General features: G+C 69.5%; 16 protein-coding genes. 8 read left to right on the top strand and 8 right to left on the bottom strand.

The genetic code is table 11. The features are described from left to right. Positions 1 to 124: 124 nt before the first annotated feature. Positions 125 to 3,613: a DUF7927 domain-containing protein gene (locus ACT53O_RS13595; protein WP_476152986.1), complete on the bottom strand. Its 3,489-nt coding sequence runs from the start codon at positions 3,611 to 3,613 to the stop codon at positions 125 to 127. Between the two features lie 180 nt (positions 3,614 to 3,793). Between ACT53O_RS13595 and ACT53O_RS13590 the strand changes: the two genes are divergently transcribed. Continuing rightward, positions 3,794 to 4,858, top strand: coding sequence for a helix-turn-helix domain-containing protein (locus ACT53O_RS13590; protein WP_476152984.1), 1,065 nt, complete (start codon positions 3,794 to 3,796; stop codon positions 4,856 to 4,858). A 24-nt stretch (positions 4,859 to 4,882) separates the two neighbouring features. Here ACT53O_RS13590 and ACT53O_RS13585 read toward each other — a convergent pair whose 3' ends face one another. After that, a complete protein-coding gene (locus ACT53O_RS13585) occupies positions 4,883 to 5,464 on the bottom strand; it encodes a DUF1349 domain-containing protein (protein WP_476152982.1) in 582 nt (193 codons plus the stop codon). Beyond that, positions 5,461 to 7,518 (bottom strand): beta-galactosidase, encoded by a 2,058-nt coding sequence (locus ACT53O_RS13580; RefSeq protein ID WP_476152980.1) that lies wholly within the window; start codon positions 7,516 to 7,518, stop codon positions 5,461 to 5,463. Before ACT53O_RS13580 ends, ACT53O_RS13585 begins: the two co-directional genes overlap by 4 nt. Positions 7,519 to 7,590: 72 nt before the next feature. On the opposite strand from ACT53O_RS13580, the gene ACT53O_RS13575 reads away from it, so the two are divergent. Both ACT53O_RS13575 and ACT53O_RS13570 read left to right on the top strand, forming a co-directional pair. Continuing rightward, entirely contained in the window at positions 7,591 to 8,193 is a 603-nt protein-coding gene (locus tag ACT53O_RS13575) for a TetR/AcrR family transcriptional regulator (RefSeq protein WP_112931911.1), read from the top strand. Between the two features lie 45 nt (positions 8,194 to 8,238). Beyond that, the gene (locus ACT53O_RS13570) at positions 8,239 to 8,595 is read left to right on the top strand and encodes a hypothetical protein (RefSeq protein WP_005047703.1); all 357 of its coding nucleotides are present in this window, start codon (positions 8,239 to 8,241) and stop codon (positions 8,593 to 8,595) included. Between the two features lie 43 nt (positions 8,596 to 8,638). Here ACT53O_RS13570 and ACT53O_RS13565 read toward each other — a convergent pair whose 3' ends face one another. Further along, positions 8,639 to 8,977: a hypothetical protein gene (locus ACT53O_RS13565; protein WP_005047706.1), complete on the bottom strand. Its 339-nt coding sequence runs from the start codon at positions 8,975 to 8,977 to the stop codon at positions 8,639 to 8,641. After that, entirely contained in the window at positions 8,974 to 9,300 is a 327-nt protein-coding gene (locus tag ACT53O_RS13560; protein WP_036317578.1) for a DUF7882 family protein, read from the bottom strand. Before ACT53O_RS13560 ends, ACT53O_RS13565 begins: the two co-directional genes overlap by 4 nt. Positions 9,301 to 9,401: 101 nt before the next feature. Between ACT53O_RS13560 and ACT53O_RS13555 the strand changes: the two genes are divergently transcribed. Further along, positions 9,402 to 9,938 (top strand): MarR family winged helix-turn-helix transcriptional regulator, encoded by a 537-nt coding sequence (locus ACT53O_RS13555; RefSeq protein WP_036317577.1) that lies wholly within the window; start codon positions 9,402 to 9,404, stop codon positions 9,936 to 9,938. Here the strand turns inward: ACT53O_RS13555 and ACT53O_RS13550 are convergent. Further along, a complete protein-coding gene (locus tag ACT53O_RS13550) occupies positions 9,923 to 10,414 on the bottom strand; it encodes a MarR family winged helix-turn-helix transcriptional regulator (RefSeq protein WP_036317576.1) in 492 nt (163 codons plus the stop codon). The genes ACT53O_RS13555 and ACT53O_RS13550 overlap by 16 nt on opposite strands. A gap of 75 nt (positions 10,415 to 10,489) precedes the next feature. On the opposite strand from ACT53O_RS13550, the gene ACT53O_RS13545 reads away from it, so the two are divergent. From ACT53O_RS13545 to ACT53O_RS13530, 4 genes are read left to right on the top strand one after another with little or no spacing between them, the layout of a single operon-like run. Further along, positions 10,490 to 12,100: a carboxyl transferase domain-containing protein gene (locus ACT53O_RS13545; protein WP_083867954.1), complete on the top strand. Its 1,611-nt coding sequence runs from the start codon at positions 10,490 to 10,492 to the stop codon at positions 12,098 to 12,100. A gap of 4 nt (positions 12,101 to 12,104) precedes the next feature. Continuing rightward, positions 12,105 to 14,084 (top strand): acetyl/propionyl/methylcrotonyl-CoA carboxylase subunit alpha, encoded by a 1,980-nt coding sequence (locus ACT53O_RS13540; RefSeq protein WP_476152973.1) that lies wholly within the window; start codon positions 12,105 to 12,107, stop codon positions 14,082 to 14,084. Continuing rightward, a complete protein-coding gene (locus ACT53O_RS13535; protein ID WP_347417830.1) occupies positions 14,081 to 14,584 on the top strand; it encodes a MaoC family dehydratase in 504 nt (167 codons plus the stop codon). The genes ACT53O_RS13540 and ACT53O_RS13535 overlap by 4 nt, the downstream gene beginning before the upstream one ends. Beyond that, positions 14,551 to 15,390 carry an HpcH/HpaI aldolase/citrate lyase family protein gene (locus tag ACT53O_RS13530; RefSeq protein ID WP_476152971.1) on the top strand — a complete coding sequence of 280 codons (840 nt, stop codon included), beginning with the start codon at positions 14,551 to 14,553 and terminating at the stop codon, positions 15,388 to 15,390. Before ACT53O_RS13535 ends, ACT53O_RS13530 begins: the two co-directional genes overlap by 34 nt. An 8-nt stretch (positions 15,391 to 15,398) precedes the next feature. On the opposite strand, the gene ACT53O_RS13525 is transcribed toward ACT53O_RS13530, so the two are convergent. Together ACT53O_RS13525 and ACT53O_RS13520 are read right to left on the bottom strand one after the other, a co-directional pair. Continuing rightward, a complete protein-coding gene (locus ACT53O_RS13525; RefSeq protein ID WP_476152969.1) occupies positions 15,399 to 16,109 on the bottom strand; it encodes a tyrosine-protein phosphatase in 711 nt (236 codons plus the stop codon). Continuing rightward, positions 16,106 to 17,062, bottom strand: a complete 957-nt coding sequence (locus tag ACT53O_RS13520; RefSeq protein ID WP_476152967.1) for an HAD family hydrolase — start codon at positions 17,060 to 17,062, stop codon at positions 16,106 to 16,108. Before ACT53O_RS13520 ends, ACT53O_RS13525 begins: the two co-directional genes overlap by 4 nt. Between the last annotated feature and the right edge of the window lie 9 nt (positions 17,063 to 17,071).

Here is a 17,071-nt window from a genome sequence, read left to right as displayed (position 1 = left end):
GGCACCAGGCGAAGGACGCAACGTCCTCCGGTTCTCACCGACGCGCCCCCAGGCAGCGTCGGCGATCTCTCCCGGTGGGGGCGGGCCTCCTCTGGGGAAGGACACCCGCCCTCATTGGGGGGCTTTACTCTCCGGCGATGCGACGTCGGCGGATCAGAACCAGGACCGCTCCTGATCCGAGCAGGCCGAGGGCGATCAGACCCGGAGTCAGGACGTCGCCACCGGTGACGGCCAGACTCGGCGGCGGCGTGATCGTCGTCGTCGTCTCGCAGCTGCCGGCCGGATCACACGTTCCGCCGGCGACGGTGTTGTGCAGCACCTTATTACCGGCGTCCGGGTTGTTCACCGTCACCGAGTACGTGACGGTGAGTGTCTGACCGACCTCGAGCGGCCCTGCCCAAGAGAGGGTCGTCCCCGTAAGGACGGCGCCCTGCGTGGCATCGCCGTTGTAGGTCGCGTCGTCGAGGACATCGCCCATGTCGTCCGTGAAGGTTGCCGGCGCGTCGGCGGTGTAGGCCGCCTTCCCCGTGTTGGTGACGGTGATCGTGTAGATCACCACGCCTCCGGGTGCCGCCTTCGTCGCCGAGGCCGACTTGGCCGTGGTGTACGAGCCGCTCGGAATGATCACGGTGCACGCAGGGTCGGTGCTCCCGGGTGCGCAGCCGCCGCCGTTGTCGGGCGGGGTGACGACCGTGTTGCGGAGCACCTTGTCGCCGGTGTCGGGGGTGTTGACGGTGACCGAGTAGGTGACGGTCACCGTCTGTCCCACAGCGAGCGGACCCGACCACGAGAGCGTGGGCGCGGCGAATGCCGCTCCGGCGGTCGCATCGTCGTTGTATGTGGCGTCGTCGAGGACGGCCGTGAGGTCATCCGTGAAGGATGCCGGCTGGTCCGCCGTGTACGCGACCTGACCCGTGTTCTCCACAGAGATCGTGTAGGTGACCGTCGTGCCCGGGACCACCGTGGTGACGTCGGCGGTCTTCAGCGTCGTGTAGGACTGAAGCAGTGTCGTCGTCTCGCAGCCGCCTGCGGTGGCGCATCCGCCGCCGTTGTCGGGGTCACCCACGACCACATTGGTGAGCGTGCCGTCCCCGGACCCGGCGGGACCGGCGACGACCTGATATGTGATGGTCTCGACCGCGCCGACGGCGAGCGGTCCGGACCACGTGAGCGTCGTGCCGGTGACGGTCGCGCCGTTCGTGGCCGAGCCGGCGACATAGGTGGCGTCGTCGAGCACCTTCGAGAGGTCATCGCTCACGGTTGCCGGCGTGGATGCCGTATAGGCGGCCTGACCGGTGTTGGTCACGGTGACCGTGTAGGTGACGGTGTCACCGGGGTGGACGATGCCGTTTCCGGATGCGGTCTTCGCCACGGTGTAGGACTGCACGGGATTCGTGGTGACGCATCCGTCGTCGATGCACCGTCCCCCGTCTCCCGGGACGACGCTGTTGGTGAGTGTCTTGTCGCCGAGATCCGGATCGTTCACCGTGACGGTGTACGTGACGATGACCTTCTCGCCGACCGCGAGGGGGCCCGACCACGACAGCGTCGTTCCGGTGATCGTCGCGCCGTTGTCCGGCGCGGTGGTCACCCTGGCATCGTCCAGCACGCTCGACAGATCGTCGGTGAACGATGCGGGCTCCTGCGCGGTGAACGGAGCCGTTCCGGTGTTGACGACGGTGACCGCGTACGTCACCGTGTCCCCGGGGTGCACCGCGCCGTCCGGCGTGGAGGTCTTCGCAACGCTGAAGGACTGCACGTTCGTCGTCGTGGAGCACTCACCGTCGACACAGCTGCCGCCCGGAGTCTGCGGCTGCACCACGTTGGTCAGCACGCGGTTGCCCGTGTCGGGCGTGTTGATCGTCACGGTGTAGGTGATCGTGGCCGTCTGTCCCACCGGCAGGGCGCCGGACCAAGACAGGGTGTTGCCGGTGATCGTCGCACCGTTGTCGGGCCCCGTGGTGACCGTCGCATCGTCGAGCACGCCGGACAGATCGTCGGTGAACGATGCCGGCGACGAGGTCGTGTAGTCGACCTGACCCGTGTTCGTGACCGTCACCGTGTACGTCACGGTGTCGCCTTCACGCGCGGTGGTGGTGGAGGCCTTCTTCGCGACGGTGTACGAGCCGGTAGGGATGTTCGCCGAGCACGCGGGGTTGCCCGAGTTCGGATCGCAGTCGCCGCCGTTGCCGGGCGGCGTGACCACCGTGTTCTCCAGGCGCCTGTCGCCACTGGGCGGAGTGTTCACGGTCACCGAGTACGTGACCACCTGCGTCGCACCCACCGCGAGCGGGCCCGACCACGACAGCGTCGGGGCCGCGTAGCTCGCCCCGTTCGATGCGTCGCCGTTGTAGGTGGCGTCATCGAGCACAGCGGACAGATCGTCGGTGAACGATGCCGGCGCCTGAGCCGTGTAATCGACCTGCCCGGTGTTCTTGACAGTGATCGTGTAGACCACCGTCGCCCCGGGGACGACCTCGCTCGCATTGGCGGTCTTGGTCACCGAGTACGACTGCACAGGTGTGGATGTGGTGCATTCGGACGCCGGCGCGCAGCTGCCGCCGTTGGTTCCCGGGGTGACGGCGTTGGTCAACGTGTTGTCGCCGGTGTTGGGTGAGCGCACCGTGACGGAGTAGGTGATCGTCGCGGTCTCTCCCACTTTCAGCGGCCCCGACCAGGTGAGCGTCGAGTCTGCCACCGCCGGCGACGCGGAGGTCGATCCGTCGGAGGAGACCACGGCGGCGTCGCCGTTGTAGGTCGCGTCGTCGAGCGCGCCGGAGAGGTCGTCGCTGATGGTCGCGGGATTCTGCGTCGTGTAGTCGACGTTGCCCGTGTTGGTGACCTTCACCGTGTAGGTCAGGGTCTCACCAGGCTTGACCGACGGTGCGGAGGCGCTCTTCGCGACCGTGTAGCCAGGGTTCGGGCACAGGACGTTCGAACGCACCTCGGCGCTGAACCCCTCCGCCGTGTAATAGCTCTTGACCTGCACGAGGATCGTGTTCAAGCCGGTCTGCCAGTTCGTCGTCAACGAGGTCGTGGCCGCGTTGCCGGCGAGGAAGCCGCCGCCCACGTAGGGGTTCGCCGGGTTCTGCGGCAGGTTGGCTCCGTTCTGGGCCTGGTCGTTCACCCAGACGCCGACGACGCTGTTGTCCGCGAGCCACGACATGTCGAGCTGGAACGAGGACGTGTCCACAGCCGGGTCCAGCATGAACTGGTAGCGGTAATACCAGTCGCCGTAGCCGGTGGACTGGTTCTGTCCGCCGGTGGCCGGATCGACGTAGTTCGCCGAGATCCACTGTGAGGCTCCGGACTGGCTGTCGCTCCACGCGTTGTTGACTTTGCCGACATAAGCAGGCGCGTAGGTGGTGCCGGCCGGCGGAAGCGCGGCCGGGGACGGGAAGACGGGCGCCGTCGTGGTGGTGACGTGGTTCAGTCCATCGACGCCACCTGCCACGGTCCACCGCGCATCCACGCTGGCCGTCGCCGCCTGGCCGCCGGTCGCGGCGTCATAGCCGGTGTTGAAGATCGCCGGATCGGTCGTGCAGCCCACGGTCGGGATCTCGGCCGCTGCCGCGGGCGACACCGGGCCAGCGAGCACAGCAGCGGCGCTCATCGTCGAGACGAATAGGGCGAAGGCGCCGAGTGAGGCAGCCAGACGCATGCGCGGCGACCGGCCGGACTCACCGCCCATCACCTGGCGTCGGCGCCTCGCGCCCGCGGGACTCCCCCCACGGCGACGGTCCGGTCCACGATGCAGTTTCACGCTGTCTCCCCTCGCCCTCACCCCCGATGGGTGAGCACTGGCGCACCGCCAGCGCGTCCATTTTTCGCGGAGGCCGGACGGGCGCTGAGCGCTTTCGATGAATCGTGCGGCTATTGGCTGCACATCGTGCGGGTTTTGGCATACGGGGCGATGACGGACGCACCCGCCGGAAAAAAACAGGCAGGATGCTCTCCGGAAGAGGTGACGATGCCCCGTGGACATGCAGCAGCGGAACAGTGCGACGACTTTGGCTGGCACCCCCGCGGCGAGATAGATCCGACGCTTGTCGCCCACACCACACAGCACTCTCGGCTCGGCTTCGGGCACGCGTGGTCGCGATCGGCTGGCTATCGCCTGACCACCGCTCCACCACGCACATACGTCGTGCTGACGATCGAAGGCGGATTCGAGTTCGAGGTGGGCGGATCCGCCGTGCAGACGGCACCGGGATCGCTCATCCTGCTCGATGGCGCGGTGCCGACGCTGGCTCGAACACTCACCCAGACGGCGCGCTTCGTCTGGCACTTCGAGCCCGCCCTGTTGCGGCCGGAGCACACACGATTCGCATACGGCGAACCCTTGACCACCGGGGGATCGGCGCTGACCGCACTCATGGCGCTGACCAAGTCGATGCTGTCCGCGCCGCCCCCGAGCACGGAGATCGCGCGCGCCCACGTCGCCACCGCATTCGAGAGTCTTCTCCTGGGAGCTTTGGAGGATGCGAACCCGCGGGCCCGGGAGCTCGCCCCGCACCGGGAATCTCTCTTCATGGGCGCGCTGGCCTCGCTCGAAGCGCATTTCCGGGACCCGGCCTTCAGCGTCGCCCGCCTCGCGAAGGATCTCGCCGTGAGCGAGCGGACACTGCATGGCGCGTTCAACGCCATGGGAACAACACCGCGCCGCGAGCTGGAAAGAATGCGCCTGGCGGAGGCGACCCGCCTCCTGCGGATCACTTGGATGGCCCCGGCCGAACTCGCCATGCGGTCGGGTTTCACCTCCGCGCGTCAACTGCAGCGGGCACTCAACCGCGCGAAAGCCGGCGCGGGGGCCTCGCCCGACGCGCGGATGGTGCAGTCCTCATCACCGCGCGCCTGAGCGCGGCCCCTCCCGCGCAGCGAATCAGTGCAGCGACGCGTCGGCGTCGGTGTGCAGCCACTCGGTGAACACGACCTCGAGGCCGGCGCGCGTCGGCGCGCACACCATCGGTCCCGCCTGCGCGTCGAGATCGCCGCGGAACGGCGCGACCCGCACCAGACGCAACGGCTCGCCGTCGACGCCGGCACGCACCGTGAGGGCATCCTCGCCACGACTCACGCGCACGCGCAACGGCCGCCCGGCCCACTCCGGCACCGCCCCGACCGACCAGTCCGACATGATGTCGGTGACGACGGCGCCGACGCCCAGCACACCGTCGGCGTTCTCGACTCCGGCCTTCATCCAGCGCTCATCGTCGGCGCGCACGAACAGTCCCGCCTGATCGAACTGCGCCGTGAAGTCGGCCTCGAAGACGACCTCCATGGCCGTCCCGACCGGCAGCGGTGCGATCAGCGCATGCTCGGTGTCGTGGATGAACCCATACGCCGTGCGGCGCCAAGCGTCACTGCCTTCGACGGCCATGACCACCAGCGCGCCGTCCCGCTCACTCACCGCGGCCGGCGGACTCGTCCACGTTCCGGCATCCCAGGCGACACGTTCTCTCATGAGACCATCCTGCCGTGCGCGGCCCCGACGGCCGCCTCGTCGGACGCACCGACGCGAAGGGTCAGCACCTCCACGCCGCGCGGGGCGACGCGCAGACCGTCTCCGGCATCGACGACGACCTCCTCGTCGGTGCGGTTGACGAGGAACACGTACCGGTTCGTCGCGTCCTCGCGGACGATGACCTCCAGTCGCCCTCCCGCCGCGAGCGGGTCCGCCGCGAGCGCGTCGATGTCACCGGCGAGACGCTCGATCACGGCGCGGACGCCCTCCCGACCGAGATCGGCGGAGACGTAGGTCGCCGACCCGTCGCCGGCCCTGCGACGGGTGACGGCGGGCATCCCGGCGAGGTCGCCGGCCGCATAGGTGTCCAGCACCTCGACGTCGGCGCCGACGCGGGCGATCCGCTCGCTCCAGTGCGCCGCCCGTGCCCCGGAGGCGAGCACGGCCTCCTCCTCGGGCAGAAGCGGCACGAACTCTTCGACCGTCACGCCGAGCACCTCGCGAAGCGCGCCGGGGTAGCCGCCCAGCCAGACCCGGTCGTGCTCGTCGACGATTCCGGAGAAGTACGTCGTCACGAGATGGCGGCCGCTGCGCACGACGGTCTCCAGCCGGGTGCGCAACGCGTCGGGCACGACGTGCAGCATCGGCGCGATGACGACCTCGTAGTCGTCGAGGGATGCCGAGACGGGAACGACGTCGGCGCGCACGCCGAGGTCCAGCAGCGCGCGATACCAGGCCAGCGTCTCGTCGTCGTAGCGGATCGCGTCGGTGGGGTGCGAGTCGCGCCCGCTGACCCACCAGGACTCGTAGTCGAAGACGACCGCGACGCGTGCACGCTCCCGGTGCGAGCCGGTGACCTCCGACAGTCCCTGCAGACGTGCACCGAGCGCCACGACGTCACGGAACACGCGGCTGTGCTCGCCAGCGTGCGGCACCATGCCCGAGTGATACCGCTCGCCGCCGGCGCGGGACTGGCGCCACTGGAAGAAGCAGACCGCATCCGCCCCGTGCCCGACGTGGGTCAGCGCGTCGCGCAGCAGCACGCCCGGCCGCTTGGGCGGGTTCACCTCGCGCCAGTTGATCGCACTCGGCGCGTGCTCCATCAGGAACCAGGGCCGCCCCTCGGCGATGTTGCCGGTGAGGTTCGCCCAGAAGGAGAGGTCATCACGGCCGACCTCGCCAGGCCGCAGGTAGTGGTCGTTGGAGACGAAGTCGACATCCCCGGCCCACGAGGGGTAGTCGATGTCCCGAACGTTCTGCGCGACCATGAAGTTCGTCGTGAACGGGATGTCGGGCGTCACCTCGGCGAGCACGGCGGCCTCGGCGCGCAGGTGATCGCGCACCGCGTCCGACGAGAACCGCTCGAAGTCGAGCCGCTGGCCGGGGTTGCGGTGCGTGGGCGCGGTGCGCGGCGGCAGGATCTGATCCCACTCGGTGTAGTGCTGCGACCAGAAGGCCGTTCCCCAGGCGTCGTTGAGGGCGTCGAGCGTGCCGTAACGCTGCCGCAGCCACGCACGGAAGGCCCGGGCGGCGTCGTCGGAGTAGTCGTAGATGTTGTGGCAGCCCAGTTCGTTCGAGATGTGCCAGGCGATGATCGCAGGGTGATCGCCGTAGCGCTCTGCGAGGGCGCGCACCAGTCGCAGCGCGTGCTCGCGGAACACGGGCGAGGTGGGCCGCCAGTGCTGACGCGCACCCGGCCACAGCACGTCGCCGTCCTCGGTCTGCGGGAGGATCTCGGGATGCCGCTGCGACAGCCAGGCCGGAGGCGACGCCGTCGCCGTGGCAAGGTCGACGTCGATGCCGTTCTCGTGCAGCAGATCGATGACCTCGTCGAGCCAGGCGAAGTCGTACTCGCCCGGACGCGGCTCCAGCAGCGCCCACGAGAAGATCGCGAGTGACACGACGTTCACTCCGGCCTCGCGCATCAGACGCATGTCCTCAGCCCAGACGTCGCGCGACCACTGCTCTGGGTTGTAGTCGGCGCCGTAGCGCATGCGCCGCGCCCCCGTCGCGCCGTCTCGGACCCAGCGATACTCCCGTGCCTGCGTTGCCATGACGGCATCCTATATCGAATATCGTGCACATGCACGGTTTTTTCGGCGCGCGCCACGGTACGCTGTCATGCCATGACGACCCCGACTCCGGCTCGCCGCGGTCCGTACGCGAAGTCGGCCGAACGGCGCGCGGAGATCATCGCGTCGGCGACGGCGATCTTCAGCGCCCACGGCTACCGCGGAGGTTCCCTGCGTCAGATCGCCGCTGAACTGGGGCTCGGCCTGACGACGGTCATGCATCACTTCCCGACGAAGGTGTCGCTGCTGGCAGCGGTCTTGGAGCAGGAGGATGCCGCAGATGCCGACTTCCTCGGACGCACCCGTCGCGACGGACTCATCCCGACCGTGCTGGGCATCGTCGAACGCAATCTCGACCGTCGCGAGCTGGTGCGCATGTTCTCCATCGTCTCGGCGGAAGCCACCTACCCCGGACACGAGGCGCACGACTGGCTGCGCCAGCGGTACGCGCGCGTCATCGCCGACTACGCCGGCGCGATCGCCGCCGATCGCGCCGCCGGAAGGATCGACCCGCCCGTCGGCGACGACACCGCTCTGGCCGCCCTGGTCATCACGGGGTGGGAGGGCGTTCAGATCCGCTGGCTCGCCGATGATTCGGACCCCGTGGCGGCCATGTCCCTGCTTCTGTCGAGTGCACTGCGACCACGGGCGGCATAATGGGCTTGTGCCTTCCGGCACGCTGAAGCCGAGAATCGAGGCCCCATGCCCTATCGCAACCAGGAAACGGTCGCCTCATGGGTGCGCGATTACCTCGAGGACCGCAACGTCGAGGCCTCCTCCGTATCGGTTCTCGAGAAGGACTTCACTCCGGGACCGGACTCCGGCCTCGTCGTCGTCGCCTTGAGCAACGCGTCCACGGTCACCTACATCCAGCCGGTCATCGCCGACGGCCACCCGCGGTGGATGGTGACGTTCGAGCCCCGGACCGAGAGTTTCGACCTCGATGCCACGGGCGTTGCGCGACTGTCAGCGGATCTGTCCGACCTCGCCGAGTTGTGCGGCTACCTGCAGGGACGCACCGAGCAGGCCATCGCCGAGGCAACCGCCGCCGGAGTCTGAGCATCGCGAGGCCCCTGGGATCTCGCGGTCTAGATCACGCGATCTAGATCAGAGGAGTCGTGAGGACGGCGGTCGCCAAGGCTCCCAGCGCGACGACACCGCTCACCGTTGCCGCTGTCTGCCACAGCACCTGCGCCCGCGGCGAGGACTCGACACCGGATTCGGGCCGCACCGCGTGCGCGGTGAACACCGCGCGCTGGGCCTCCGCAAGGCTCACGTAGCGGCCCACCGGGGTCGATCGCGAGTCGAAGCCGACGAAGTGACCGTCGGGCGTGGCCTCCACACAGCCCACGTAGTCGCCGGCACGCGAGGCGACGAAGAAGCCCTCGCTGACGCGAGCCCAGGTGACGCGCCCCGGCGACGCGGGAGCGATGATGCTCATGCGACGGCCGCCAGCTCCGCGCGCGACGGCGCGGTGGTCAGCGCACGCTCCATCACCACTCCAGCCGCCGAAGCCGCCGCCTGGGCGATCTCGTTCACCCGCGCGGGGTCGAGGCGAATCGGCTCCGCGTCGTCGAACTCGAAGCGCAGGGGAATCGCACTGTGCACCCACAGGGCGGTCCGTCCGTAGGCGGGCGAGGAGAACGTCAGGCTGAAGCCCTCCGACCGGCGCAGCTTCGTCATCGTCACCATCCGAAGGTGGGCGAGGTCGACATCGTCGATCTCGATGGCGTCGGCGCTGTTGCCGTAGTACATGCGTCCCATCGTGACTCCCTCCGTGTGGCGCGGTACGCCAGGTCTGTTACGAGAAAGGTTATTCCGTGGATAAGTAGTTAGTCAAGCGAGATAATTCATGAGCTATATTGGTGACACCGGACTTTTTCGGCGACGACTTCTTCTGGGAGGTGAGTGAGGTGACGACCGCACACACATCCGACACGGCCCCCGTGCTGGAAGCGCTCGCACGCTTTCGAGCGGCAGACGCGCAGATGCATCAGCGCGTGCGCACCCATGCCGCCCTGGGTGAGAACGAACTCCGCATTCTCCAGTACGTGCTGGCCTGCGACCGCGCGGGCACCGATGTCAAGCCGAGCGAGATCTCGCGCCACCTGGGCATCAGCTCGGCATCGACGACGGCGCTGCTCGATCGCTTGGAGCGGCTCGGCAGCGTTCAGCGCGTGAGCCACCCCACCGACCGTCGCAGCATCCTCATCGCACCAACCGAGCGCGCGGCAGCCGAGGTCGCCGCCCTCGTCGACGCGTTCGAGGACCGTGTCGCGCGCGCCATCGATCAGCTCTCCGACGACGGTCGCGCAGCAGTGCTGGCCTTCCTGGATGCGGCGACCGGCGCCGCCGACGATATCGCCGACCCCGCGGGCGCTCGCGACTACGCGTCGATGTGATCGACCGCGACGCGCATCGCGTCGAGGAAGTGGATGACGGTGTCGCGCTGGTCCTGATCCATCTCCCGCACGACCGCCATCATGCGCTCGTGCATGGCCGACAGGGTGTGACGCACCTCGTCGTCGGACTTCTCGCTCGATCGGATGAGGACGCTGCGGCGGTCGTCCGGATTGGGCGTGCGCGTGATGTGGCCCGATTTCTCGAGCCGATCCAGCAGCGCGGTCGTCGACGCTGACGTGATCCCGAGATAGCGGCTCAGGGTGACGGGCGTCACGTTCTCGCCGCGCATATGCGCGCGTGCGAGAAAGCGCAGCACGAGGAGCTCGTTCTCCCCCATGTCCATCGACTGCTGGGTCCTCCGCCGCATCGCGACCTCGGCAGCCCGGTAGGAGCGCATGGCCTCCATGACCGACGTCGAGCGCGCGTCCTCGTCCACGTACCAGTAGGACGGCGGCTGCTCGGCGGACGTGCTCATCGCAATATTGTGCCGCACCATCGTGCTCCGGTCCCAGATCGATGATGACGGTGGACAATCCTCGCCTCAGGCGCTATGTTCCTGATTGGGTTACTGATTGATAACCGAAATGAGGATGCCGTGTCGACGACGACGAACGGGTACCGCGAGCTCGTGGCGACGCTGCGCGAGGTGCGCGAGGAGGCCGCGCGGGGCGGCCCCGACAGCGCGCGCCAGCGGCACACCGCCCGCGGCAAACTCCTGGCTCGCGACAGGATCGACCTGCTGCTGGACCGCGGAAGCCCGTTCCTCGAGCTCGCCCCCCTCGCCGCGCACGGTCTCTACGGCGGCGACGCTCCCGCCGCCGGCGTCATCGCCGGCATCGGCCTCGTCCACGGGCGGCACGTGATGGTCGTCGCCAACGACGCCACCGTCAAAGGCGGCACGTACTATCCGATGACGGTGAAGAAGCACCTGCGCGCACAGGAGGTCGCGGCCGAGAATCGCCTCCCGTGCATCTACCTCGTCGACTCCGGCGGCGCGTTCCTGCCCCTCCAGGACGAGGTGTTCCCCGATCGCGAGCACTTCGGCCGCATCTTCTACAACCAGGCGCGGCTGTCGCGCGACGGCATCGCGCAGATCTCCGCGGTGATGGGCTCCTCGACCGCCGGCGGCGCCTACGTCCCGGCGATGAGCGACGAGACCGTGATCGTGCGCGACCAGGGCACGATCTTCCTCGGCGGTCCGCCTCTGGTCAAGGCCGCGACCGGCGAGGTCGTCACGGCGGAGGAACTCGGGGGCGGGGTGACGCACTCGCGCATCTCGGGTGTCACCGATCATCTCGCCGAGAACGATCATCACGCCCTTCAGATCGTTCGCGACATCGTCGAGACGCTGCCGCGCTGCGCCGCGCTGCCGTACGATCTCGGCCCGGCCGATCCGCCCGCGCACGACGCCGACACCCTCTACGACGTCGTCCCGGTCGAGCTGACCACTCCCTACGACGCGCGCGAGATCATCACACGGCTCGTCGACGGCAGCCGGTTCGCGGAGTTCAAGCAGGAGTACGGCGAGACCCTCGTCACCGGCTTCGCACACATCCACGGCCACCCGGTCGGCATCGTCGCCAACAACGGCGTCCTGTTCGCCGAATCGGCGATGAAGGGGGCGCACTTCATCGAATTGTGCGACCAACGCGGCATCCCGCTGCTGTTCCTCCAGAACATCACCGGTTTCATGGTGGGGCGCGAATACGAGCACGGCGGCATCGCCAAGCACGGCGCGAAGATGGTCAACGCCGTCGCCTGCGCCCGCGTGCCCAAGCTTACGGTCGTCGTGGGCGGGTCGTTCGGTGCCGGGACCTACTCCATGTGCGGTCGCGCCTACTCGCCGCGCTTCCTCTGGTTGTGGCCGGGAGCACGGGTGTCGGTCATGGGCGGCGCACAGGCGGCATCCGTGCTGTCCACCGTGCGGGGCGACCAGCTCAGCGCCGCCGGCAACGCCTGGACCGAGGAGGAGAAGGCGGCGTTCGAAGCGCCCATCCGCGACCAGTACGAACGCCAGGGCAGCCCCTACTACTCCACCGCGCGGCTCTGGGACGACGGCGTGATCGAGCCCGCGCAGACCCGCGACGTGCTCGGACTCGCCCTCGACGTCGTCTCCCGTGTCCCGATGACCGACGCCGGCTACGGCGTCTTCCGGATGTGATCGCATGACCACCATCACGAAGGTGCTCGTCGCCAACCGCGGCGAGATCGCCGTGCGCATCATCCGTACGCTCCGGAGCCTCGGCATCCGCTCGGTCGCCGTCTTCAGCGACGCCGACGCGGATGCCGTGCACGTCCGCCTCGCCGACGAGGCGGTGCGCCTCGGGCCCGCCCCCGCCGCCCAGAGCTACCTGTCCATCGAGCGCGTGCTGGATGCCGCGCGGCAGACGGGCGCGCAGGCCGTCCACCCCGGTTTCGGCTTCCTTGCCGAGAACGCCGCCTTCGCGAGCGCCTGCGCCGAAGCCGGCGTCGTCTTCATCGGCCCGAGCCCCGAGGCGATCGAGATCATGGGCGACAAGATCTCGGCCAAGCGGACGGTGGAAGCCCGGGGTGTGCCCACCGTGCCGGGTCTTGCGCGCGCCGGCCTCACCGACGCGGAGCTGATCGACGGCGCTGCCGGAGTCGGCTTCCCCGTCCTCATCAAGCCCTCCGCGGGCGGAGGCGGCAAAGGGATGCACGTCGTCGAGGAGGAGGCGCAGCTTCCGGCCGCGGTCGCCGCCGCCCGGCGCGAGGCGGCGGCGTCCTTCGGTGACGACACCCTGTTTCTGGAGCGCTACGTCACGACGCCACGGCACATCGAGGTGCAGGTGATCGCCGACTCCCACGGCAACATCGTGCACCTCGGCGAACGCGAGTGCTCGCTGCAGCGACGGCATCAGAAGGTCGTCGAGGAGGCTCCCTCTCCCCTGCTGGATGCCGCGACGCGTGCCCGCATCGGGGCCGCCGCATGCGAGACGGCGCGCAGCGTCGGGTACGTGGGCGCCGGCACCGTGGAGTTCATCGTCCCCGCGGACCGTCCGGACGAGTTCTTCTTCATGGAGATGAACACGCGCCTGCAGGTGGAACATCCCGTCACCGAACTGGTCGCCGGCCTCGACCTGGTGGAGCTGCAGCTGCGCATCGCGGCGGGCGAGGCGCTGCCGTTCCAGCAACAGGACGTGCGCCTGAACGGCCACGCCATCGAGGTGCGCGTCTACGCCGAGGATCCGCAAGCGGGGTTCCTGCCCACCGGCGGCCGGGTCGAACGGGTCGTGCACCCGTCGGGACCCGGCATCCGCGTGGACACCTCGCTCGAGGACGGCCTCGACGTTTCCACCGACTACGACCCGATGCTCGCGAAGCTCATCGCGTGGGCTCCGAACCGCGAAGAGGCGCGGCGTCGTCTCGTGGATGCCATCGCCGAGACCGCGATCTTCGGGTTCGAGACCAACCTCACCTTCCTGAAGCTGTTGCTCGAGCGGCCCGAAGTCATCGCCGGTGAGCTCGACACCGGGCTCATCGCCCGCGTCTTCGAGCACCTGCCCTTTCCGGAGACCTCGGAGCGCACCTTCGCGGAAGCCGCGCTCGTCATGCACGCACAGCCGACCGGCACCACCGCGACGGGTCCGACAGGACCCTGGGCGCGCGCCGACGGATGGCGCCTGGGCGCGGCGGCGGCGACCGTCTTCGATCTGGAGACACCGGCGCGCCGCGCTCGCGTCCGCGTGTGGGCGTCGCCGCTGCGCGTCGCGGTCGACGACGGCGACCCGCAAGCGGCCACCGTCGCTCTCGACGACGGCCGGGCGAGCGTCGGCATCGGCGGTCGCGGGCGTTCCTTCCCGTTCGCGGCGGGATCGGGCGGGGTCTGGCTCCGTACTGACGCAGACGCGGTTCTCGTGCGCGAGCACCGCGCGACATATGGAGCGGACCGCACCGCCGACGCCTCCCCCACACTCACCTCCCCTCTCCCGGGCACGGTCGTCATGGTGGCGGTCGACGAGGGCGCCCATGTCGAGGTGGGCGACGCGATCGTCGCGGTGGAGGCGATGAAGATGGAGCATGTGCTGCGCGCAACGGTGGGCGGCACCGTGCGGCTGACCGTTGCCGCCGGCGATCAGGTCGCCCGCGGCGGCGTCGTGGCCACGATCGAGAGGGAAGACGCATGAGCGACGGCATCGCCGCGGCACGGATCGAGCAGCGGGGGCTCTATTTCGAGGAGTTCATCGAGGGGGCGCTCTACGTGCATGCCCCCGGGCGTACCGTCACGGAAGCCGACAACGTGCTGTTCACGACGCTCACCATGAACACGCAGTCGCTCCACCTCGACGCGGCGTGGGCTGCGGGCACCGAGTTCGGGGAGCGCCTCGTCAACAGCATGTTCACCCTGTCGACGCTGGTCGGCCTGTCGGTCGCCCAGCTCACGCAGGGAACGATCGTGGCGAACCTGGGCTTCGGCCAGGTGGCGTTCCCGGCGCCGGTACGCGTCGGCGACACCCTCTACGCCGAGACGGTCGTCGTCGGCACCCGCCTCTCGTCGTCCCGACCGGGGCAGGGCATCGTGGAGTTCGCGCACACGATGCGCAACCAGCGCAGCGAAGTGGTGGCCACCGCAACGCGCACCACCCTCATGCGATGCCTGCCCGCCGCGGCGACGGAGCCGCGGTGATCGACGGTCCGGCTCTGCTGTTCTGCCCCGGCGACCGGCCGGAGCGGTACGCGAAAGCCGCGGCCGTCGCCGACACGGTGATCATCGACCTCGAAGACGCCGTCGCCCCGGCGGACAAGCCGCGTGCGCGCGACGCCCTGCTCGCGGCATCCCTCGATCCTGCCAAGACGATCGTGCGCGTGAACCCGGCGACGACACCGGAGTTCACGCGGGATCTTGCGACGGTCCGACGGACGCCCTACCGCAGGCTCATGCTCGCCAAGACCGAGAGCGCCGCACAGGTGGATGCGCTCGCCTCCGCGGCCGACGGCGTCGAGGCGATCGCCCTGTGCGAGACGGCACTGGGCGTCGTTCGCGCGGGAGAGATCGCCGCGCACCCCGCCGTCATCGGCATGATGTGGGGCGCAGAGGATCTCATCGCCAGCATGGCGGGGCGCACCAGTCGATTCACCAGCGGGCGCTACCGCGACGTCGCACGCCACGCGCGGTCGACGATCCTGCTCGCAGCGCGCGCATACGGCGCGGTGGCGATCGATGCGGTGCACATCGACATCGCCGATGTCGAGGGGCTGCGCAGCGAAGCCGAGGATGCCGCAGCCTCGGGCTTTCAGGCGACCGCCTGCATCCACCCCTCGCAGATCGCGGTGATCCGCGACGCCTACACCCCGACGCCCGAGGAACAGGCCTGGGCAGAGCGCGTTCTGGACGAGGCGACGCGCCAGCCCGGAGTCTTCCGCTTCGAAGGCCGGATGATCGACGAGCCGGTTCTGCGCCAGGCACGGCAGCTGCGTCGACCTCGCCGCTGAGAGGGGACTCACTCGAGAGGCGCGCCGGTGACGCGAGCACGGAGCCTTTCCAGCGCGCGCAGGCTCAGGCCGTGGGCGCGAAGGTACTGCGCTGCGCCCCCGCGTTCGCGCAGCAGGGTCAGGATGTGCTGCATGACCTCGGGAGGGCTCTCGACGTTCAGGCGCCACGCCGCGGCGACCTCGTCGGCGGCGAGGTCGCGCTGCGCGAGCACCTGCTCGACGTACGCGCGCCGATGCGGGTACACCTGTTCGCCCGACAGGGCGTAGTCGGCGACGATGTCGGCATCCGACACTCCTGCTGCCGAGAGCACGAGGGCGACGACCAGGCCCGTCCGATCCTTGCCGATCGTGCAGTGCACGGCGACGGGCCCGTCGGCGGATGCCACGGCCTCGACGATCTCGGCGAGCACGTCGGCGCGCGTCTCGATGACCCGCTGCATGAGCTGTTCCAGGTCGCCGTCGACGGGGACGGTGTTTCCGGGGAAGCGGTAGACCGGCAAGAACGTGACGTCGATGGCGTGCGCGGCAGCACCGCCCTCTCCGGGTTCACGCAGGTCGATGACGCTCGTCACCCCGAGAGCGCGCAGCGCATCCGCTCCCGCAGGCGTCAACTCGTGCAGCGCGGAAGACCGCACGAGCCACGGCTGGGCGGCGCCAGGGCCGAAGAACGCGCGTGTATTGAAGGCGCCCTCCAGGACGAGGGGCCGCGCCGCCGTCACCGGACGGCCGCGATCGCGCGCATCGCCGCGGAGAGCTCGGCGTCCGCGCCCGGCCGCCGTGCGGCCGGCGGGGACGGCGGCGGCGTGGCCACCGGACACCCGCAGCTCGACGCGACGGCAGCGACCGCTCGAGACGCGGGGCGCGAAACGGCCGTCAGCCGTCGCGCGCGACGGATGTCCGCGGGCGACGGCGCAGACGACCGGGGCGTCGGCTCAGGGCGCGCCGCGGGGAGGGCGACCGCGCACGACTGCGCGTGCCCGGTCGGCGCGAGGTAGGCGATGAGCTCCTGCGGCCACACCGCGATGAACTCCGCTCCGGCCGCCCGCAGCCGCTCAGCCGGGTGCATCCCCCAGCTGACCCCGACCACGCGAACACCCGCCGCCAACGCCGCTTCCGCGTCGCCCACGGTGTCGGTGACGAGCACCGTGTCGGACGCCGCGGCGCCGGCATCCTCCGATCCCTCGTCGAACGACGGCGAGCACCGCCGGCCGACGCCTTGCGCCGCATCCGCGAGGAAGCGCCGCAGCCCCGCGCTCTTGTCGGGCTCGACATCACCGCCGAACACGTGCGCGAAGCAGAACTGCAGCCCGTTGTCATCGAGCACGCGCCGGATCACGCTCGTCGCGTTCGACGAGAGCACCGCGAGCGTGGCGCGCGGGGCGAGGGCGTGGACGACGTCCGCGATGCCGGGAACGAGCGTCGGGCGGTAGTCCGATTCGAGCTTGTCGAAGAAGCGCTCGATGACGGCATCGGCCAGCTCCTCGTCCTTGCAGAAGGCACGGATTGACGCGAAGAAGTTGCCCTCGAAGTGCGAGAAGAAGTCCTCGACGGTGTCGATGCCGAGCCCGAACTCCGCCTGGACGTCCTCGAAAACCGCCCAGGACGCAAGACGCGTCTGGACGAGGGTGCCGTCCAGATCGAAGACGATGCGGGTAGCGGGCTGCGCGGACATGTTTGCGTC

The sequence above is a fragment of the Microbacterium sp. DMC48 genome (assembly GCF_056313825.1).
This window is presented reverse-complemented; position numbering and strand designations above follow the sequence as displayed.